The sequence below is a fragment of the Flavobacterium salmonis genome, from assembly GCF_903819435.1.
In the GTDB taxonomy this organism is placed as follows: Bacteria; Bacteroidota; Bacteroidia; order Flavobacteriales; family Flavobacteriaceae; genus Flavobacterium; species Flavobacterium chungangense.
This window is the reverse complement of the sequence record NZ_CAIJDP010000062.1, coordinates 24,369-44,460: the sequence shown is the minus strand read 5'-3', so window position 1 is coordinate 44,460 and position 20,092 is coordinate 24,369. Positions and strand designations below refer to the sequence as shown.

Below are 20,092 nucleotides of genomic sequence, written 5' to 3'. Positions count from 1 at the left end.
AAGAACATTTTTGTAAGTTTGAGATTATTATTTTTTTATATTTGGAAAAAGTAAAAACTTCGTGTATACATCCTATATCAACAGTTAATGCTATTTTGTAGCAGCGTTATACGATTAGTTGCAATTTCAAACTGTACATTACGACATAATCCTAAATGAAAAAAAATATTGCTTCAAAAATATTGCTCTCAGCAACCTTGATTTCGTTATTGTTTTCGATACTCATAACGTTCATTTATGAAGAGCCTATTGTAGAACTTGATTTATATAAAAAATCAAAAATATTTCTTGAAGCAGAACGCTACTCGATATTTACTGTAAATAATAAAAAACCCGGCATTTATAATGTTCACTATCAAAATGACACAATATTTCTTAAAACTGTGGAAAACGACATCATAGTAGGACCAACTTTGACAATGAGAATTTATGATAAAAGCTATAACTACATCGGATCAGTAAAACCATTAAGAGAAGCAACTTACTATATCGACAGCACAAATTTCGATATGTCCAATTTAAAAATTGGTTTTCAAAAAGAAGCCGATGGAAAATTTCATTTTAGAGCTTTTATAATTTCTTATTCGATTACATTGATTTTTACAATCTCATTACTCCTATTTTACTTTATACGATTTTTATGAAGAAAATCATTCTAATAGCGACATTCATTCTCTTTGAAAAAGCAAATTGCCAGATTAATTTTAGATTTGACACAAACAGTTTTATATTAGGCTTAATGGACGATTATAATGGGCGAACTGTAGCTTTTGAAAGCAAAGACTCTGCAAGTTACATTGGAAGTACAAAACCAGAACTAAGCAGAATGTTTTCAGACTCGATTTGTAAAGTTTATAAAATTTCTAAATCAGAAATTACAGAAAAGCAAAATTCATTCTTCAATGAAAAAATTGCAACTCAAATCAATAATTTTTATTTGAAATATTTAGACGAGGGAATGGATTATTATAATGAAAAGACACAGCAATCCTACAAAGTACACAAACTTATTTTGGATGAGCATAAATTTATTTATAACTATCAAAAATTATCCTTTCTTGCGGGAATATTTTACAACTTTGGTAAACTAGATAATGGGGAAGTAATTTTTAAAACAGCAAATTCCTCAAATTTTAATACCGCTTTGCATTTCATTAGTGATCTTGGTTTCAATTATTGTGAAAAAGCAAAAAAAGAGTATAACATTCCAACTGTTCAAGAAGTAACATTTGTACCATCAGAGGAATACATTGATTTCTTTAAAACATTAGAAAAAAAACGAATAAACAGCTGGTAACCGCAATCGCGAGATTTCGGTAACGGGAAGTTGCCGTTTCGCGAAGAAAGTTTATCTTGGCAGAGAAAACTCAGACCGCTTTGATCCGCTACTGACGGTTACAGGCGAGACGTTACGAGATATTTTGCAAAGACAAAATGAAAACACTTTATTCTTTAATATTTTTTATCTGTTTCTTAAGCTGTAACGAAGCTAAAATTTCTGAAAACAACAACTGCTGCGACTGTGTAGCAGATTTCAAAACAGAATCAACTATTTACGCAAAAAATGTTAGTCTAAAAATTGAAAATGACAAAACTGTATTGATTTTCAAATGTGTATCGATGCAAAACTCTTTTATGTCTTTTTCTGATTTCGTTCAAAAAAACAAAGAAAACACAATTAGTAACGAAATTGAGTGTATTTCAAAAACAAACAATTCGTTAATATTATCAAAGAATTTTGATTATTCAACCGAAGAAATGAAATATATGGAAATAACTAAAGAAGGTGCACAAGATTCTTTTTTAACTGAAATTAAAAAAAATGATATTGAAATACTTTATATGTTTAAGTTAAATGAGAAAAAAGAAATTTCCTCTGTATTTAAATAAAAAAATCGCACAAAGCCACTACTAAGAATTTGGAAAATTAGCTTAATAAAAAAATGGTTTTCAATTTAGTTTCAAATTCTCTGTAACAACAGAACGTTATATATAAACAATTTTAAAACACAGTGTCTAAAATGAAAATTTTTAAATATTCAGTACTATTTACTTTAATGACATTGGCATCGTGTACGAACTCATTGATAATCAATGATGAATTTAAAATTGAATACTTGGAAATGTATTCTTCAGTTTCTTTGCATAATGAACACCAAGGTTTTGTTAGTAACGTTACAGAAGCTTATTGGAATAATGATTCTTTAGTAGTTTCAGGCGAAACAGGTTGTTTTCTCATTGAATTTGGAAAAACTAAATACAATGACGAAATGATTAAGATAGAATGCGGAAATTTAAGTCATAAATTAAAAAAAGGAAGTATAAGAAAGTTTATAAAAAATGATGACTGACAATAGAAAAACTCCTTATAACAGCCAGAACGAATTTAGATAATTGGCTTATGGGAAGTTGGGTTTTGTATTTCTTATGATTGCTTAGCCTGTTCGCTATCGAGTGAAAAATCCGAAGAATGGGCTTAATTTACTCCCAAACCCGCTGTAATAACAGAAAGTTGGGCATCAGTTTGGCAGACCGAAAAGAGAATGTTAAAAATGAAGAAAAGTATATTTATAATATTGGTTTTAATTTCAACCATTTCATGTGGGATAAAAACATATAAACTTAAAAATGGGCATTCAAAAGTTGCAATTGACCAAAAAGTTTATCAAAATAAAAAATATTTTGATAAAAGCATTTTAAAGAAAATTGATACTTTGGTGATTTATGAAGAGTATAACACAACATATTATTCAGGAGACAAACCTGTTAACGGATTAGCAAGGGAAAATTATAAAAACGTAAATACTATTTATGGCGTTTACAAATTTTATGATAACGGAAATTTTAATTTGTTTATGCTTGACAGAGAGAAACCTTTGTTAGAAAGTAAAATGTTTGACCCTGAATTTACTGGGTGGCGTGGAATTTTGTATTCTGAAAATAATGTGATTAAAGGAGATTTAATAACTCAAATTACAGGAATGGGAGAAATTGGAATAATAAAGCAGACATTTGAATTTTATGGCGATACATTAATTGTAAATAAAAAAGGCAACAGATTTGGTAATGAAATTTATATTAAAAGAAAAATACCAATTGAATTGATAAAAAACAATGCTAAATGGTAAACAAAAACTAAACGCAAAACACACGCAAGTTAGTTGGGTAATTGGCAAAATTTGACGCTGGTTTTGTATTCAAAATGATTTACTTCTCCTGTTCGCTATCGCTGGCCAGGCACAATAATGTGCTTTTAGTCGCAAGCTCACTGTAGTACCAAAAAGAAGAATGTTGACGGTAATTTTACTGAACCTACCACCACAAAAGAAAACCATAAAAAGTGAAACAAGTACTCAAACTTATAACTATTGCTTTAGTAATTATTCCAGTTTTTGCTTTTTCTCAAAAGGACAAAAATTATATTATTGTTGGTTATTCCAGCATTTGTTGCGGATCACCATCAGAAAAACCGATAATGGATTATGTCAAAAATTTTGAAAAGAAAAACAAATTGAAGCCATTTGAAATCTTTGTAGAACACGGTTTAGGAAAAGAAGGCGAACACGCTTTCTATATTGGAACAGATAACTTGAACACCAAATTGACAAAATCTTTTATGGACGGATTAAAGATTATGGCTACCAATCAAAATAAAAAACGTTCAAAAAATGGAGATGGATATGTAAATGTGGACAATAAACTTATACCAAATTCAACTTTGAAAAGCATAAAAGTAAAACCGAAAACCAGTATTAGTTCGTTAGAAATTTATGACTACAAAAAATAAATTGTTTTTCTTGAATAAAAAAAAACCTTCTAACAGCTACAATCGATTTGTGCAATTAGCTTAATGCAAAATGTTTTGTATTTGGATAATTTAATGGGCCTGTTGACTATCGCAAAAAACCAACTGCTAAAAACAACAAAAATAATGAAGCGAATATCTCTTTATGATAGCCTTGGATTTGGGATGATAGTTAACTTACCAACTGGTATAACTTTCTCTAATCAAACAGGAGGAAATAAATGTTTACAAGCAGAACTGGAAGGTATTTATATTCCTGTTGGGAATGAAGTTATTATTGAATCGAATATCCTTCATAGCCCAGAAACCGAACTAACAAAATATTTTCTCTCTTCAAAATATCAAGGAACTGGTGCAACGAATGGAATTGATCCTGAAGATGTATACGCAATTGAATCAATACTCGAAAAGTATAATTTAAAAGATTTTATAAGTATTGATAATACAAAACTATGTGAATCACATGAAGCTTGGATATGGGTAAAAATAAATGTAGATTCACAAAATAATTCACTTTTAAAAAATTTCGACAAAACTTCTTTAAACGGAGTTATTACGTGGAATAATAGTGACTAAATTACTTCAACTAAAATCAAATAACTCATTTATAAACATTTACAAGACACTTTGAAGTTTTTAAAGCAAAAACTCAAAATACAGAAGATGCAAAAATTGACTTTTTAATTGCCGTAAAACAGGTAACCAATGTTAGACGAACTTTATAATTACTATCTGAAAAAGGAAGAACCAAACAGGAGTTGTCTGCTTGCATTGCGAAGCATTATTCTTGATCAGGACACAAATATTACCGAAACGAAAAAGTGGGGAATGCCCTGTTTTTGTTATAAGAAGAAAATGTTTTGCTATTTGTGGACAGATAAAAAAACAAACGAACCTTATATTCTCATGGTAGAAGGCAAATATCTTGATTATCCTGAACTGGAAGAAGGTACGCGTTCCCGAATGAAGATTTTCAGAATTAATCCAAACAAAGACTTACCGTTAAAAACAATAGAAACCATTTTGCAAAAAGCGTTAGACTTATACAGAAACGGAACAATAAAAATCAAAGAATAACAGAGAGAAAAACACATAAGTAACGAGAACAAAACCTTCAACTTGGTACACGTCTGCTGAAAACTAAATATTTTTTTAAACACTTAAATTTATTGTTCATAGGCAATATTTCCTTAATTATCCTATTATTCTATAAACTTTTATAGATTTACACTAAGTTTTCAATTATTACTCGCATGCAAAACGCTACTACAAGTCAAAAAAAAATTAAGAAAAGAAGTAAAATCGTTGGCTGGATTCCTTTTTTCGCCATTATCCCACTTGGTTTTGGAATCTTTTTCTTGGTAAAAAGTCTACTAAGCGATTCATCGCCCCAAATGGCAAATATCGTTGTGAAAAAGAATGGAAAATCGTACATCTATTCCAACATGGGTAAATTTATCGTTGAAAATGCAATTAAAAACAAACGAAGTCCGGCAGTAATCGCAACAACATTGATCTACAAAGATGGAGACGAAATTTTCCTTGATCCAATGAACCTCAGCAATTTCAGTAGTGTGCTATCAGGTAATTGTAAATACTACGATTACAAAGACATTAGCGTCGATGGATACGTTACGCAAGATTCAATGAGCACCAACAACTTAAAAACACGGATTAGATCAACAAAACAAATTGGAATTCAACTAATTGAAAATTCATTGGTTTTGGAAAATGGGAAGAAAAAATTTCCAATTATTTGGTCAGTCAATTCAAGTACCGGGGAAAAAACAGCCGTGAAAAATTGTGAGAAACATGCTTTTTATTTTAAATCGAATCCATATCCTGGCAAAACGGTTTTTTCCTCCAAAGATTTCATTGTCGTTAATTTGTCTAAAATTGGCCGATACTTTAATCTCAAAACAAACTACAATTCCGATGAGAAAATTCTCTATATCGAACAATAAAATCAACTCTGGGTGTTGTTTGCAAAGAGTGTCTTTTTAAAATTTATTGGCTTTATGATGATTTTCGACTATAAACTCGTATTTTTTAGAATTAAGGACTACTATCCTAAAAAAAATGCCTTATTTTATGATAATAAATTTAAAAGGACTCTAAAATAAAAAACTACCCCTAATTTATTAAGCTCAATTAACCATCCAAAAAAATGAAGAAAATTCAATTTGTATTTTTATTAGTTTTCATTAGCAATCTTTCCTTTAGTCAAACAAATTTTAGATTTTACAAAACCATTGAAGATTACTCCAACGATAAATTTATACCTGGATATAAAATAGTTCAAAATTCTTTTCTTTATGTCATTTTTGCAGGAGAAAGCCTGTTGATAAAAACCGACAATGGAACAGAAAGAGTTGGAATTTCTCATTTTTGTGCTGATTTTTACTCTCCTGAAGAGGATCAATTATGGAGAAGATATAAAAATAAAAGCTACATAATTTTAGCACATGGCGAATTTTGTTTCTATGTTACTCCTGGATTTTCAAGCTCTCCTGAATATTATTCAGAAACTATCTCAGGCCCTGTTAAAAAGTTTAAAAGTAAGGCATTGACTAAAAGATTAAAAGAGAAGGGACTTTTAGAAGCCTATGAAAAAGATAAGCCTAAAAGAGAATTCAAAGATAGTGTAAACGATTATTTTAATAAATTACTGGCCAGAAACATTAAGTATGTCAATTTATTAAACCAAGCATAATGTTTTACCTTGTAAAAATTTTAAGACAAAATAAAAAATATTTTTGCATTAGCCCGGATTGAAGTAAAAATCCTTTTGATTTTAATCGAGTTCAGGAAACTTTGTTTGCAACGGAAAGTGGAACCAATGTTGCCAAATGCTGCTACTACAAAATAATAATCGAACTCCGTTTATAGTTATTAAACCTTCAACTTCGTACCTTTGCAAACTTGGTAAAAACCAAAAAGCAATAAAGAGACAAAATGATCGAAGATAAAAACCCACAACGTACGAGTATAGCGCAATTAGGCGAATTTGGTTTAATAGAACATTTAACCAAAAATTTCGATGTTAAACAGGAATCGACTTTAAAAAGTATTGGCGATGATGCTGCTGTTCTTGATTTTAAGGATAAAAAAGTAGTCGTTTCTACCGATTTATTAATTGAAGGTGTCCATTTTGACCTGGCTTATATGCCTTTGAAACATTTAGGATACAAATCTGTAGTAGTAAATGTTTCTGACATTTGCGCCATGAATGCTAAACCAACGCAAATAACGGTTTCTGTAGCCGTTTCTAATCGTTTTCCTCTGGAAGCCTTAGAAGAATTATTTGAAGGGATTACACATGCTGCAAATGAGTATAAAGTAGATGTTATTGGCGGTGACACCACCTCATCTCAAAAAGGGTTAATCATCAGCATTACTGCAATTGGTGAAGCTGACGCTGATGAAATTGTATACAGAAACGGAGCCAAACAAACTGATTTATTGGTTGTAACCGGCGATATTGGTGCCGCTTACATGGGATTACAAGTTTTAGAACGCGAAAAACAAGTCTTTCAGGTAAACCCAAACAATCAGCCGGATTTGGATCTTTACACCTATTTGATTGAGCGCCAACTGAAACCTGAAGCCAGAAAAGATGTTCGCACTTTACTACACGCTCTTGAAATAAAACCAACTTCGATGATTGACATCTCTGACGGACTCTCTTCAGAAATTATTCATTTATGCAAGCAGTCAAAGGTGGGTTGTAATCTATACGAAGATAAATTACCTTTAGACCCACAATTTATTTCGACTTGCGAAGAGTTTAATATCGACAGTACAACCGTTGCGATTAATGGCGGAGAAGATTACGAGTTGCTATTTACCATTGACATTAATGATTTTGACAAAATAAAAGGAAATCCAAACTTTTCTATAATTGGTCATATGGCTGATGAAAGTGAAGGAATTCATCTCGTAACACGCGCCAATACTAAGATTGCCTTAAGAGCTCGTGGCTGGGATGCCCTGAGTGAATAATTTTTAAAAAAACTAAACAAAAAATCCAAATTCCCTTCATCATATCGTTGGAATTTGGATTTTTTGTTTTGGAGTTTTAACTCAAAAAAGTCCTTTGCTTTTTGCCTCTTTTACCAAATCATCATCTAAATCTGTTTTTATTTTGAGCAGTTCTTTAAGACCTTTTTTTCGTCTTTTTATTGCGTTTACAGAAATAGGAATATAATGCGGCATTTCTTCTTCAGAAGTTCCTTTAGACAAATGAAATAAAATCTGTTTGTCAAATTCATCGATTTCAATTGAATGATGAGGTGATTGATTCAGCATTTTCTGAACTGACTGACTGTAATATTTATCGCTTTTTATCACTTTATCAAAAGCAAAAAGCAATTCATCAAATGTCAAATCATTTTTAATAATCAGTCCATTGGGCTGTATAGTCCGGATGATGGTTTTAATTTTTAGTAATTCGGTATACATGGTCAGCAAAATAATTTTGCAGTTTGGCATGTATTCGAGAATTAATTTTGCCAAATCTTCTCCTGAAAAAATTTCTTTTTCATCATAGGCAGGCATACTTATATCTAAAAAGGCAATATTAAAAGGTAAGATTTCAGGATTCGTTATAATCTCATAAGCAGATTTGCAATCTTTTGCCTGTGAGATCAAAAACTCATGGCTTTCAGGATTATAACGTGTTATAGCATTTTTATAACCTTCAATAATAAACGGATGGTCGTCTACAATTAATATGTTGCTTGTTTGTTTAAGCGACGATGTTGTTGAATCAGCTTTCATTATGAATTTTATTTATTTTTTGGTCAATTGGTATCTTTACGATAATAGATGTCCCTTCACTTTTAGCCGAATGTATATCAACATTTCCGTTACACTCTGCCGTTCTCTGTACAATATTTTGCAGCCCAATGCCTTTTTTTGTTTTATGAGTATTAAATCCTACTCCATCATCAGATATTGATAAAACTAAATAATTAATCTCACTCTTAAACTCAACTGTAATTGTTTTTGCTTCTGCATATTTATTCGCGTTTTGGAGGGCCTCCTGAATTATCCTGTATAAATTAATTTTTACAACATTGCTTACCAAATCCCACTTGATATTTGAATCAATGTTATAAATCAATTTAGCACTAAATGTATTGATTTGATTTTGAAACAATTTTTCTAAAATCGCAACAAAATTATTGATCAATCCTGATTTTTCTTTATTTAAATCATGTGAAATTTCACGAATATCCTGTTCAATCTCCTTTAATTCGAGCAGATATTTTTTTCGCTTATCGGCTGCAGTTTCTTCGTCTAATTTATCAAGACTGTCCAAACTTATCCTCACACCAAACATCCTTCCTAAAACGCCATCGTGCAGTTCCTGTGCAACTTTTTTCTTTTCTCTGATTCGCATGGTTTCAATTGCATTTTGCTGCGAAATCATTAAATTATAAATATCCTCGTTTGCAATTTGCTGTTGCTGCTTAAAAAGCAATTCCCTGTTTCTTGCCTGTTGTGTTTTATAGATATAAAAAAACAAAACTATCAGTAAAAAGAAACTAAAAACATATACCAAAGTCCTGTTCTGTATTTCTAAACTCGAATTTTCGCTTTTTATTTCATTTGTTTCATATTCTATCCGCGTAAATTTGTCTCCCATTTTACGCTCAGCCTTTTGCAGACTGTCGTTAAGCTTAATATAATCTTCTGAAAATTTTGAAGCTTTTTCAGGCTGAATTAACGATAACTGCTTCAAAGCCACCAATACATTACGGAAATTTTTAGTCCGTCTTGAAACTATCAATGCCTGATTTGAATAATGCAGCGCCTTAGCAGTGTCTCTTACAGATGCAAAATACTCAGACAAATGCATTTTACTAGCTGTTATACCTGCAGTTAACTGCAAACTATCCCTTATTTTAAGTGCTTTGTAAAATAAATTTGGAAGTTGACTGGTCTCGTTTAACTTAAACTGAGAATAAGCTAAATTATCCAGCAAAATGGCATATAATTCGGGCTTTTGGTTAAACAGGTTTTTCTCCTTTAATCCTTCCTGAAAATAAAAATTAGCTTTTTTGTAATCACTGAGATTTTGATAAACAAATCCTATATTATTTAATGAGGTTGCTTTTGATTGGAACTCAACAGGAATAATTTTGTCATCGATACTGGCAATTGCTTTGTTATGAAACTCGATTGCCTTTTCATATTCACCTAATTCATTGTACAAAATTCCAAGCAGGTTATAGGCTTCGTATAAAATATCATTATTATTTTTGCCCTTAACAACTCTGAGTGCATTAAAAATAGCTTTTTCACTTCCATAAAAATCGCCTTCATTATACTGCAATAATGCTTTGCTAAGTCTTGTCTTTGCTAAATTATAAAAATCATCAGTAGCTAAATATAATTTTTCAGCTTTATAATAAAATGCAAATGCACTGTCTGAAGAAGTCTGAGAACTGTAATAGTCCCCTAAATAAATGTAAGCTTTCGACATTGAAACCGAATCCTTTGCCTTTTGGGCCTTTTCTAAGACAATTTTAACCGTTTTATTATAATTGTTCCAATCCCTCATATTAAAATAACGATTGGCAACTTTAAAAAGATTTACCCTTTTGAGTGAGTCATCGGGCTGGCTCATAATCACTTCAAAAGCTTTTTGATTGTACTTTTGCTTTATCTCTACCGGCAATTTGTATTCATTAGCCAGTGACAAGTACAAATCCAGGCTATCTCTTGATTGACTGGATACACGAGTGCCTTCATTTTGCTTCGTACAACCAATAAAAAATATAAGTAATATCAGATAGTTTTTTTTCAATTTTGTCTTAAAAATTTACTCAAAAATACAAAACTATACATTAGGCATAAACAAAAAGGCCGTCTAATTTAGACGACCTTCTGTATATTGAAATGAATTGCAGCTAATTAATCCACTTTTCTACTTTGTCCTGCTGACTGATTTCCATCAATACTTACTTTTTGGTTTGATAAATCAGTTCCCATCATATCTACTTTTCTGCTTTGTCCTGCTGATTGATTTCCATCAATTCCAACTGTTGTATTGTTTACTAAAATATCATTTGAAGCTTCAGCTGTATTAAATGAAGTTAATACCATTACTAAAGAGAATAATCCTGTTGTTAAAGCTAATTTTTTCATGATTGTTGAGTTTATATTGTTATACTTTTTTACATTTTTTGATTCCGTTTCGTTCGGAATTCTTTTGTAAAACTAAGTAGTAAACCTCAACAATCACCTTAAAAAAAGGCGTTTATGGTCAATGCTACCCGTTCATGAGTGAATGGATAGCAAATCAGGGCAGATGGTTTTATTTTAAGTTTCTATGTAATTTTCATTTGCAAATTCACTAATTATAAAATCAACATTTGCTTTATAAGATTTAGAAAACGGCAGTTTGATAGTCGTTTTTTTTATATAACATAAAGAGTTTCCAGTATGTATTCTCGAAATATAATTCCTGTTTACTATATAACTGTTGTGTATTCTGATAAAAGGATTTGACAAAACGGTTTCAAAATGTTTCAAAGTCTTAAAAGCGGTAATCATCTCACCGTTTTTCAAATGAATATCTGTTGAATTATTATCTGCCTGAAAGTAACATATTTCACTTGAATCTATATAACGATGATCTCCATATGATTTTACACACAGAATGAAAGATTTCCGATTTTTATTAATCTGAATACCCTCAACATCTTGTTTTTCTTTTGGTTTTAATTTCTGAACCAAAAGCACTTCATCTTCATTAGACAATTTATTTAATTTATGAATCAATTTTACAAAATCTATAGCCGCCAGGGGTTTTAGGAAATAATCATTTACTTCATATTGTATACAATCAAACGCCAACTCCTTGCTTTTTGTTGTAACAATAATTTTAGGCAGTTCTTTCAGATACATTAATAATCCATTAATTAAATTCAAAGCAAGCCCACTGGCCTTATCTTTGGGGTCAATTTCTAAAAAAACCAAATCTGGCATATGTTTTAATACCAGGTTCAATCCATCTGTGTAGTTATTAGCAGAGGCTATAAAATTTAACTCTGAAAACTCCTTTGCAATTGCCTTTGTTTTTTCAACACTGTCCGGGTCATCATCTAAAATAATGTAGGTGTAATTCATTTTTGGATTAATTTTGGGGTTAATCAATTAATTTGCGGGGATTTTTTTCAAAATAAAACATCTAAAGTTATAAAAAATATCTAAACCCATATCTTCATTTGCAAAAAAAACAGCCTAAAGTAGGGTATAAAAAAACCCCAAACTCTTAATTTAGAATTTGGGATTTAATATATTGAAATTGAAAAAACTACATTTTCATTAACCAATTTTTCATTGAAACTTCGTTTTCAATAATTGATTTTAAATCAGCTATCGCAACACGGTCCTGCTTCATAGTATCTCTATGACGAATGGTTACCGTTTGATCTTCGATAGTCTGATGATCTACAGTGATACAAAATGGAGTTCCAAGAGCATCCTGTCTTCTGTAACGACGGCCAACTGCATCTTTTTCATCATAAGAAACATTGAAATCCCATTTCAAATCATCGATAATTTTTTTGGAAATTTCAGGCAATCCGTCTCTTTTAATCAAGGGTAAAACAGCTGCTTTTGTTGGTGCCAGAACTGCCGGTAATTTCAACACCGTTCTTGTTGATCCATCTTCTAAAACTTCTTCCTGCAACGATGTTGCAAAAACAGCCAAAAACATACGATCAAGACCTACAGAAGTTTCAACCACGTATGGCACGTAGTTTTCATTCAGTTCAGGATCAAAATATTGTAGTTTTCTACCTGAGTATTGTTCGTGTGCTTTTAAATCAAAATCGGTACGGGAATGAATTCCTTCCAGTTCTTTGAATCCGAATGGGAAGTTAAACTCAATATCGGCAGCAGCATTTGCGTAATGTGCTAATTTTTCATGATCGTGAAAACGGTAATTTTCTTTTCCTAAACCTAAAGATAAATGCCAGTTTAAACGGGTTGTTTTCCAGTGTTCGTACCATTGCATTTCTTCACCCGGACGTACAAAAAACTGCATTTCCATTTGTTCAAATTCACGCATACGGAAAATGAATTGTCTTGCAACTATTTCATTTCTAAATGCCTTACCGGTTTGGGCAATTCCAAAAGGAACTTTCATACGTCCAGACTTCTGAACATTTAAAAAGTTAACGAAAATACCCTGTGCCGTTTCCGGACGCAAATATAAATCCATTGCAGAATCTGCAGAAGCTCCAAGTTTTGTTCCGAACATTAAATTGAACTGCTTTACATCTGTCCAGTTTCTTGATCCGGTTTCAGGATCAGCAATTTCAAGTTCATCAATCAGCGCTTTTACATCCTGAAGATCTTCGCTCATACCTTTTGCAAGCCTTGCTAAAATTTCTTTCTTTTTTGAAAGATATTCTACAACACGTGCATTTGTACTAACAAATTCTTCTTCATTAAAAGCGTCTCCAAATCGGGCTCTTGCTTTTTCGATTTCTTTTTGAGCTTTCTGATTTAACTTTTCAGCATAATCTTCTACTAAAACATCAGCTCTGTATCTTTTCTTTGAATCTTTATTATCAATTAACGGATCGTTGAAAGCATCAACGTGGCCTGAAGCTTTCCAGGTTGTTGGATGCATCAATATTGCAGCATCTAATCCTACAATATTTTCATTCATCTGAACCATTGATTTCCACCAATATTCACGGATATTCTTTTTTAACTCGACTCCATTTTGTGCATAGTCATACACTGCACTTAATCCGTCGTATACTTCGCTTGACGGAAAAATAAATCCGTACTCTTTTGCGTGCGAAACCACATTCTTAAATAAATCTTCTTGTTTTGCCATAATGATGCAAAAATATAAAAAGTGAGTTTAAAAAAAAGAAAAATAGTTGAAGATTGACCTCTGATTTTTAAATTTTTATAAATAAATCCTGATTTTTATGTTTCAGAATAGAAATTCATATTTTTTCAATTAATTTATATCAGTAAGTACATAGAATTACTATTTCAAACCTTTACTTTTTTATCAGTTTAAAAATTTCTGTCTTATCAACATTACTCAACACAAGAATATAAAACCCTGATGGCAATCCCGAAATTTCTATTATTTTATCATTAGAAATTCCCTTACGCAATTTTTGATATTGTGGATCCAATATTTCGTAATTAAAATTAGAAAATGGAAAATTAAAAACCTCTACTTCATTATCAGCCGGATTAGGCGCTATGTATGGTAAATCCTTAGTAGCCGTATAACTTGTTACAATTGTTTTTTCAGCAGCAGTACAGTTTTTTTGAATAAAACTTTGCAGTTCTTTATTGTAATATTTTTTTTCATAACCTAATGCTCTGGCTTTTTGAAAATATTCGCAGGCTTTTTGTGACTGCCCCAAATCGTCATAAACAATCCCCATATATTTATTGGCTACAGAATTCTTATCATTGATATGTAAAGCTTCGTTTAGATCTTTAATACCTAAATCTGTTTTTCCTGATTTATGGTAAGCCAGGCCTCTTATCGTTCTTAGATCACTCTCAGCGGTTCCGTAACCATATTCATATAAATTCGCTTCATTTTCAAAAGCAATATCAATATTTTTGATTGCTTTATCATATTGTTCGAGTTCTAAATAACTATATCCTAATACCCAATGTGCAAAATTATGATTAGGAAACGCTCTTGTAACTTCATTCAGAAAATAAATCCCTAATCGAAAATCTTCTTCTTCAGTAACCAGATAACTTCCTAAATTATAAATGAATCTGATTTCGTCTGGATCAGCATTTATGGCTTTTAACTTATAATCTACAGCTATATTGACATAATTCCAACCGGAATATATTGACCCAAGCCTACTGTAAACTTCAGATAAAGTTTTATTAAAATTTTCTAACTGTACTTTATCTTTTATAAGCGAAGTTGCTTTTATATTTTCTAAATCTGCTTTAAGAATTAAGTAATCAATTTCTGCCAGAACATTATTTTGAAGATATTCCCTACTTGCTGCACGACTGTAGATTGCCTGCTTATCATTTGGATTTGCTTTCAGAAGTAAATCCATTTTATCAATATTGTCATAGTTAAAATCTACAGTTTTTTTATTTTTAAGATTAAACTCTTTTATATGATGTGTGGTATGAATCAAATTACCATGAACAAAAACCCAGGTAGTTTTTAGTTTTCCTTCACTTGTAAATTGTTCACAGATTCCATGAAATTGACTGTTATCATCATAATAAAATTTTTCATTCAGGCCTCCCTGTTTATGATAGGTTTTTACACTATCTGTTTTTTGATCAGCTCCCAAATAAAATTCCCTGGCAACTAATCCATTTTTAAAAAACGTTTTGTTTACACTTCCACCTTTTTGAGCTGTTATTTGATTTTGAAAAACTAAAAAAATGATTCCTGTTAAAATAAAACAGGTAGTTTGGTGGTTATTTTTCATATAAAGAAGATTGATTCAATAGCTTATAAATTTATTAGTTAAATTTTAAAACTAAAGCTATTTTTTTGTAAAAATATTTTGATTAAAATTAATATTTTAATTATATTTATTCAAAAGGCAATAGTATTTTATCGCTATAATAATACTCTGACTATAAATGATAGTATTCCTGTTTTTTAACTAAATCATTCAACTGTGCTTAATTACCTTATTAATCTTTTTTTCCCTAAAGTTTGTGCAGGATGTCATTCTCTTTTAATGACTAATGAAATCGTTTTGTGTACTAACTGCCGCCATGAAATGCCTCTTACACAATATTATTTGGACTCAAATAATGAAGCGGTCAAGAAATTTTATGGTAAAATTGAAATAGAACATGCATCCGCATTTTTATATTTTAACAAAAAAGGTATGGTTCAGGAACTGATCCATAATTTGAAATACAAAGGAAATGAAGAAATTGGAACAGTTCTGGGAAACTGGTATGTTGAAGACTTAAAAAACATACAACTCAAAACTCCTTTTAGTGCTGTAATACCAGTCCCTTTACATCAAAAGAAATTCAGAGAACGGGGTTACAATCAGGTAACCACTTTTGGAAATACTTTGGCTAAAGGGCTGAATATAGGCTATGATGATACCATTTTGTTTCGCAAAAAATATTCTAAAACACAATCCAAAAAAAATCTACTGGGCCGGTCAGAAGGGATAGAAAATGTATTTGATGTAAATTATTCAGAACAAAATCGCAACAAGCATTTTTTACTCGTTGACGATGTTCTTACTACAGGTGCTACACTTGAAGCCTGCTCAAGAGCTTTGCTCAAAATTCCGGGAGTAAAAATTAGTATTGTTTGTATGGCGATGGCAAATTCGTAAATTTTTAGTTTACGATTATCTTTTTAACAATTTTTTTATCTCCATTTGTTACTGTTACCAGATATAACCCTGCTACAGTATTTTGCAATTGGATATTCTGATAAAAATAAGTTGTTTTATCAAACGTTTTATTATAAACTTTTTTACCCAATATGTTATGAACAGTTACATCTACGACCTTAGTAGAATCACAATCAAATTCAATCGTAAAATTACCCTGGTTTGGATTAGGATATAATGCAAAATCTGTCTTTTCAAATTCAGATGTGTCTAAAGTAAATGTTTGTGTGCAAATATTTACTGATGCTGAATTTATAGTTCCGAAACTTCCTGAAACAGCATCACGAACTTTGAAAATCCAGGTCCCCTGTGGATTCTGCCCATTAAAAACACTTAATGATTCAGCCGGTAAAACAATCTGACTCGTTGTTTGAGAACAATCTAAACTAGTTCCGGAATCATCATATCCAAGTATTAAAGTTGAATTAGTGGAAGCACATTCTTTATCAAACAATTTCACAACTGTGCCTTGCGGATTCTCTATTTGAATTTCTAAATCTGAAAAGCGGGCATGTGTTACGTTTATTGCAACATTTACATCTGAAATTATTCCTGATGAAGCTGGTACTACCACTGATTTTGTTGTGAAAGTTGTCCCAAAAGGAATATTAAAAGAAGAAGTGGCAAAATTATAAGAAGCGCAAGTCGTTGCCGAATTATAACCTACTGCGAAGGGAGTTGTATTTATTGCATAATAAATATTACCCGTTGGCTCAATTAAAATTCTGCAATTTGTAGCGGTAATATCTGATGGAACAGTAATTGTCTGTGAACCATCATTTGGAGTATTAGCTGCCAAAACAATTGGATAAGTCAATCCTCCATCAATAGACAATTTAATATTTACATTTGCAGAGCCTGACAACGTATTAGTACTGTTTACATTCCACGTGACAGGCTGAAAAGAACCTTTTTGCCATCCAATATCACTTGTATTTTGGGATGTTACTACAAATGGCCCAATCGTTGGGTTAACAGTAACAATCATATTATCCGTATAGGTCTGAGGTGGTGCTAAAGCAGCATTATCCCTTCCTGTTAAAGAAAAATTCAGATTTCTTCCTACAGATGAAACCGACTCCCATGTTGTAGTTAATTTATTTTGAAGAACTGTACTTAAACTCGGCATATATCGAACGGCTGAGCTTGTTGGCGGAAGAGAACGAAACAATGGCCCATCTGTTTTTGTTGGTTTGGCAATACTATTATCTCCGGATGCTGTCGTAGCACTGTCATTTTGCTCCCAACAATAAGTAATGCTATCGCCCTCAGGATCAGAACCTGTTCCGGTTAAAATAAACGGTGTACTCAATGGAATCGTGTAATCTTGTCCGGCAGCTATAATTGGAGGATTATTATTAATTACAGGTGTACTTATGGGACATGTCTTGGTAGCAAGATTATCCTGGATTTGCAAGATACTGGCATAGGCAAAATAGTCATCAGAATTACTTTGCACATCATAATCCTCGGTAACTCCGGCATATGCCATAATGGTAGAGCCGCTGCCTGGCTCAACATTTGTTCCCGTTCCTTCAATTGAGTAAGAAAAAGTATGGGTTGCCCCTAACTGATGTCCCATTTCATGCGCTACATAATCGATATCAAATGTATCTCCTTGTGGAATTGCATTTGAAGGAGATGAAAAAGCACTCCCTTTTGCATTTTCATCAGTCAATGAAACAGGATCCTGGCACACACAGCCAATACAGCCGGCATCTCCTCCACCGCCTGAACGTCCAAATAAATGCCCAATATCATAATTATTGCTTCCAATAACATTTGTTAATGTCTTTTGAACCTCAACGTTCCAAGCTCCATTAGCACCTGCTGCAGCTGGAGAATAAGGGTCTGATGAATCGATATAAATAACATCTTCATTATTCGCAATTATCATTAATTTTAGAGCCAAATCATTATTAAAAACCGCATTAACCCTTGTCATAGTGGCATTCATCCCGGCTAATGCCCCGGCTTTTGTGCCTCCATAAAAAGCAGCATACTCCCATGTACATGATAGTGCCAGCCGAAGGGTTTTGAATACTTTATTATTAGAGGCTGTTTTTGCAGTTTTTACAGAAATGCGGTTGGTATTTCCTTCTTTTGTTTTACAAATAAGCGATTTTGAAGTATCCTTATTTTTTGATGTAAACAAAACATATTCTGATTTATTTTCTGGATTTTGCTCTATAAATTCAGATGCTTTGTCTGGTCGAAGTACCATTGTCTGAACTCCTATTGGCGACACACTAAAATGGATTTTTGCTGTTTTATCATCTAATCCGGCTCCTTCGTAAGCTCTTATCTCAGGATATTTTGCCTGCAATACAGGATCAAAATTAGAAGACTCCCAAACTATAAAACGTTCTAAAACACCATCTGCATTTGGAATAGTAATCTCAGAATTTGCATTCTTTGAAGATTTATTCGTAGTAGTTTCTAACTTCTGTGAAAGAAAGCTCACGTTGAGTTTATAATATAATTTATTCTGATAAGAAGTATTATCTGTTTTTTTAGCTGAAAGCGAATTAACTTTCTCCCAAAGCATATTTGTCTGAGCGTGAATCGTAATACTACAAAAAATAAACAGCAAACAAGATAGTTGTTTTTTCATAATCAAAAAGTTATTAAAGAAATCAAAATTAAATTAATTAAGTCAGAATCTTATCTATTATCGACAGATATTTATTTCACATCGACGAATTGGGTCTTTTTCACAAAAACAAGCCGCATCAATTCAAAAAATCATTTCTGGTTGCTATCAGATTTCAAATAGATAGTATAAATTTGCAGCATCTTAAATAATTTGTTTTGAAGCTCTTTCATTCTATAACCGATTTCCACTCGACCAAGAAAACAATTTTAACTCTTGGCACTTTTGATGGTGTACACATTGGCCATAAAAAAATTCTGGGAAGAATTACTCAAAACACTGAAAACGGAAAATATGAAAGTCTTGTCCTGACTTTTTTCCCGCATCCCAGAATGGTTTTACAGGAAAAATCAGAAATAAAACTTTTAAATACTATTTCTGAAAAATCGAGACTTCTAAAAGAAACAGAAATCGAAAATCTTGTAATTCACCCTTTTGACGAAGGTTTTTCGAGATTAACTGCTGAAGAATTTGTAAGCACAATTTTAGTAGATCAATTTCATATTCAAAAAATAATCATCGGTTATGATCATCGTTTTGGACGAAACAGAACTGCTAATATTGACATTTTAATTGCTTTTGGAGCTCAGTACGGTTTTGAGGTGGAACAAATTTCTGCTCAGGAAATTCAGGATGTTTCGGTAAGTTCAACCAAAATCAGAAAAGCATTACTGGATGGCAATATGGCTCTCGCCAATGAATATTTGGGATACACCTATTTTTTAACCGGAGAAGTGGTAAAAGGAAAACAATTAGGAAGAACGATTGGTTTCCCAACGGCAAACATTCAAATTGAAGAAGATTACAAGCTGATTCCAAAAAATGGTGTTTATGTTGTAAAGACTGTTATTGATCAAAAAGAAGTTTTCGGAATGATGAATATTGGTTTCAATCCAACTGTAAACGGGCAAAAACAAACAATTGAAGTAAATCTTTTCGATTTCGATAAAGCTATTTATGGCGAAAAGCTTCAAATTTCATTGTTAAAATATCTTCGCGAAGAACAAAAATTTGGCTCGGTTGATTTGTTGAAAGAGCAATTGAATCTCGACAAAAAAACTGCCTTGGAATTTGTAGAAAATTTATAGCCTGTTTTTTCAAATAGTTAAATATAAATCAAGAACATTTAAAGCCTCTTTTACAACCATTCATAAATTGTTCTGCTAAATACAGAAAATTCAAAAAAATACTTTTCGTTATTTTTAAATCATCGTATTTATATTT

20 protein-coding genes are annotated in these 20,092 nt (G+C 31.7%); 13 read left to right on the top strand and 7 right to left on the bottom strand.

The annotated features are described in order from the left end of the window. Positions 1-155 precede the first annotated feature (155 nt). From FLACHUCJ7_RS07580 to thiL, 11 genes are all read left to right on the top strand, one after another. The gene (locus tag FLACHUCJ7_RS07580; RefSeq protein ID WP_078229034.1) at positions 156-644 is read left to right on the top strand and encodes a hypothetical protein; all 489 of its coding nucleotides are present in this window, start codon (positions 156-158) and stop codon (positions 642-644) included. Further along, positions 641-1,297 carry a hypothetical protein gene (locus FLACHUCJ7_RS07575; protein WP_123922054.1) on the top strand — a complete coding sequence of 219 codons (657 nt, stop codon included), beginning with the start codon at positions 641-643 and terminating at the stop codon, positions 1,295-1,297. The genes FLACHUCJ7_RS07580 and FLACHUCJ7_RS07575 overlap by 4 nt, the downstream gene beginning before the upstream one ends. 338 nt (positions 1,298-1,635) lie before the next feature. Continuing rightward, positions 1,636-1,890, top strand: coding sequence for a hypothetical protein (locus tag FLACHUCJ7_RS07570; RefSeq protein WP_180908483.1), 255 nt, complete (start codon positions 1,636-1,638; stop codon positions 1,888-1,890). 233 nt (positions 1,891-2,123) lie between these two features. Beyond that, on the top strand, positions 2,124-2,351 hold the full coding sequence (locus FLACHUCJ7_RS07565; RefSeq protein WP_123922052.1) for a hypothetical protein: 228 nt from the start codon (positions 2,124-2,126) through the stop codon (positions 2,349-2,351). 201 nt (positions 2,352-2,552) lie between these two features. After that, entirely contained in the window at positions 2,553-3,128 is a 576-nt protein-coding gene (locus FLACHUCJ7_RS07560) for a hypothetical protein (RefSeq protein WP_180908482.1), read from the top strand. Between the two features lie 212 nt (positions 3,129-3,340). Continuing rightward, the gene (locus tag FLACHUCJ7_RS07555) at positions 3,341-3,787 is read left to right on the top strand and encodes a hypothetical protein (RefSeq protein WP_180908481.1); all 447 of its coding nucleotides are present in this window, start codon (positions 3,341-3,343) and stop codon (positions 3,785-3,787) included. Between the two features lie 81 nt (positions 3,788-3,868). Then, positions 3,869-4,381: a DUF6210 family protein gene (locus FLACHUCJ7_RS07550; protein ID WP_180908480.1), complete on the top strand. Its 513-nt coding sequence runs from the start codon at positions 3,869-3,871 to the stop codon at positions 4,379-4,381. Positions 4,382-4,510: 129 nt separating this feature from the next. Beyond that, entirely contained in the window at positions 4,511-4,882 is a 372-nt protein-coding gene (locus FLACHUCJ7_RS07545; RefSeq protein WP_180908479.1) for a DUF1801 domain-containing protein, read from the top strand. Positions 4,883-5,058: 176 nt separating this feature from the next. After that, positions 5,059-5,769, top strand: coding sequence for a hypothetical protein (locus FLACHUCJ7_RS07540; RefSeq protein WP_180908478.1), 711 nt, complete (start codon positions 5,059-5,061; stop codon positions 5,767-5,769). A 203-nt stretch (positions 5,770-5,972) separates the two neighbouring features. Next, positions 5,973-6,518, top strand: coding sequence for a hypothetical protein (locus FLACHUCJ7_RS07535; RefSeq protein ID WP_180908477.1), 546 nt, complete (start codon positions 5,973-5,975; stop codon positions 6,516-6,518). Between the two features lie 242 nt (positions 6,519-6,760). Further along, complete coding sequence (thiL, locus tag FLACHUCJ7_RS07530; protein ID WP_180908476.1) at positions 6,761-7,807, top strand: thiamine-phosphate kinase; 1,047 nt, start codon at positions 6,761-6,763, stop codon at positions 7,805-7,807. Between the two features lie 81 nt (positions 7,808-7,888). Here thiL and FLACHUCJ7_RS07525 read toward each other — a convergent pair whose 3' ends face one another. From FLACHUCJ7_RS07525 to FLACHUCJ7_RS07500, 6 genes are all read right to left on the bottom strand, one after another. After that, positions 7,889-8,584: a response regulator gene (locus FLACHUCJ7_RS07525; RefSeq protein ID WP_180908475.1), complete on the bottom strand. Its 696-nt coding sequence runs from the start codon at positions 8,582-8,584 to the stop codon at positions 7,889-7,891. Beyond that, on the bottom strand, positions 8,574-10,619 hold the full coding sequence (locus FLACHUCJ7_RS07520) for an ATP-binding protein (RefSeq protein ID WP_180908474.1): 2,046 nt from the start codon (positions 10,617-10,619) through the stop codon (positions 8,574-8,576). The genes FLACHUCJ7_RS07525 and FLACHUCJ7_RS07520 overlap by 11 nt, the downstream gene beginning before the upstream one ends. A gap of 107 nt (positions 10,620-10,726) precedes the next feature. Then, positions 10,727-10,960 (bottom strand): hypothetical protein, encoded by a 234-nt coding sequence (locus tag FLACHUCJ7_RS07515; RefSeq protein WP_031455012.1) that lies wholly within the window; start codon positions 10,958-10,960, stop codon positions 10,727-10,729. Positions 10,961-11,134: 174 nt separating this feature from the next. Beyond that, positions 11,135-11,944 (bottom strand): LytR/AlgR family response regulator transcription factor, encoded by an 810-nt coding sequence (locus FLACHUCJ7_RS07510; protein ID WP_078229257.1) that lies wholly within the window; start codon positions 11,942-11,944, stop codon positions 11,135-11,137. A gap of 187 nt (positions 11,945-12,131) precedes the next feature. After that, positions 12,132-13,670, bottom strand: coding sequence for a glycine--tRNA ligase (locus FLACHUCJ7_RS07505; protein WP_078229022.1), 1,539 nt, complete (start codon positions 13,668-13,670; stop codon positions 12,132-12,134). Between the two features lie 172 nt (positions 13,671-13,842). Further along, the gene (locus FLACHUCJ7_RS07500; RefSeq protein ID WP_180908473.1) at positions 13,843-15,276 is read right to left on the bottom strand and encodes a T9SS type A sorting domain-containing protein; all 1,434 of its coding nucleotides are present in this window, start codon (positions 15,274-15,276) and stop codon (positions 13,843-13,845) included. Between the two features lie 195 nt (positions 15,277-15,471). On the opposite strand from FLACHUCJ7_RS07500, the gene FLACHUCJ7_RS07495 reads away from it, so the two are divergent. Then, on the top strand, positions 15,472-16,155 hold the full coding sequence (locus tag FLACHUCJ7_RS07495; protein WP_230408803.1) for a ComF family protein: 684 nt from the start codon (positions 15,472-15,474) through the stop codon (positions 16,153-16,155). A gap of 4 nt (positions 16,156-16,159) precedes the next feature. On the opposite strand, the gene FLACHUCJ7_RS07490 is transcribed toward FLACHUCJ7_RS07495, so the two are convergent. Next, positions 16,160-18,829, bottom strand: a complete 2,670-nt coding sequence (locus FLACHUCJ7_RS07490; protein WP_180908472.1) for a zinc-dependent metalloprotease — start codon at positions 18,827-18,829, stop codon at positions 16,160-16,162. Positions 18,830-19,026: 197 nt separating this feature from the next. On the opposite strand from FLACHUCJ7_RS07490, the gene FLACHUCJ7_RS07485 reads away from it, so the two are divergent. Then, positions 19,027-19,956, top strand: coding sequence for a bifunctional riboflavin kinase/FAD synthetase (locus tag FLACHUCJ7_RS07485; protein WP_180908471.1), 930 nt, complete (start codon positions 19,027-19,029; stop codon positions 19,954-19,956). Positions 19,957-20,092 lie beyond the last annotated feature (136 nt).

Bases quoted from the DNA above. Each gene is read 5' to 3' on its own strand.
- FLACHUCJ7_RS07560 (WP_180908482.1), top strand. From the start codon at position 2,553: ATGAAGAAAAGTATATTTATAATATTGGTTTTAATTTCAACCATTTCA.
- FLACHUCJ7_RS07565 (WP_123922052.1), top strand. From the start codon at position 2,124: ATGTATTCTTCAGTTTCTTTGCATAATGAACACCAAGGTTTTGTTAGT.
- FLACHUCJ7_RS07515 (WP_031455012.1), bottom strand. From the start codon at position 10,960: ATGAAAAAATTAGCTTTAACAACAGGATTATTCTCTTTAGTAATGGTA.
- FLACHUCJ7_RS07575 (WP_123922054.1), top strand. From the start codon at position 641: ATGAAGAAAATCATTCTAATAGCGACATTCATTCTCTTTGAAAAAGCA.
- thiL (WP_180908476.1), top strand. From the start codon at position 6,761: ATGATCGAAGATAAAAACCCACAACGTACGAGTATAGCGCAATTAGGC.
- FLACHUCJ7_RS07535 (WP_180908477.1), top strand. From the start codon at position 5,973: ATGAAGAAAATTCAATTTGTATTTTTATTAGTTTTCATTAGCAATCTT.
- FLACHUCJ7_RS07580 (WP_078229034.1), top strand. From the start codon at position 156: ATGAAAAAAAATATTGCTTCAAAAATATTGCTCTCAGCAACCTTGATT.
- FLACHUCJ7_RS07490 (WP_180908472.1), bottom strand. From the start codon at position 18,829: ATGAAAAAACAACTATCTTGTTTGCTGTTTATTTTTTGTAGTATTACG.
- FLACHUCJ7_RS07570 (WP_180908483.1), top strand. From the start codon at position 1,636: ATGTCTTTTTCTGATTTCGTTCAAAAAAACAAAGAAAACACAATTAGT.
- FLACHUCJ7_RS07545 (WP_180908479.1), top strand. From the start codon at position 4,511: ATGTTAGACGAACTTTATAATTACTATCTGAAAAAGGAAGAACCAAAC.
- FLACHUCJ7_RS07525 (WP_180908475.1), bottom strand. From the start codon at position 8,584: ATGAAAGCTGATTCAACAACATCGTCGCTTAAACAAACAAGCAACATA.
- FLACHUCJ7_RS07500 (WP_180908473.1), bottom strand. From the start codon at position 15,276: ATGAAAAATAACCACCAAACTACCTGTTTTATTTTAACAGGAATCATT.
- FLACHUCJ7_RS07510 (WP_078229257.1), bottom strand. From the start codon at position 11,944: ATGAATTACACCTACATTATTTTAGATGATGACCCGGACAGTGTTGAA.
- FLACHUCJ7_RS07505 (WP_078229022.1), bottom strand. From the start codon at position 13,670: ATGGCAAAACAAGAAGATTTATTTAAGAATGTGGTTTCGCACGCAAAA.
- FLACHUCJ7_RS07540 (WP_180908478.1), top strand. From the start codon at position 5,059: ATGCAAAACGCTACTACAAGTCAAAAAAAAATTAAGAAAAGAAGTAAA.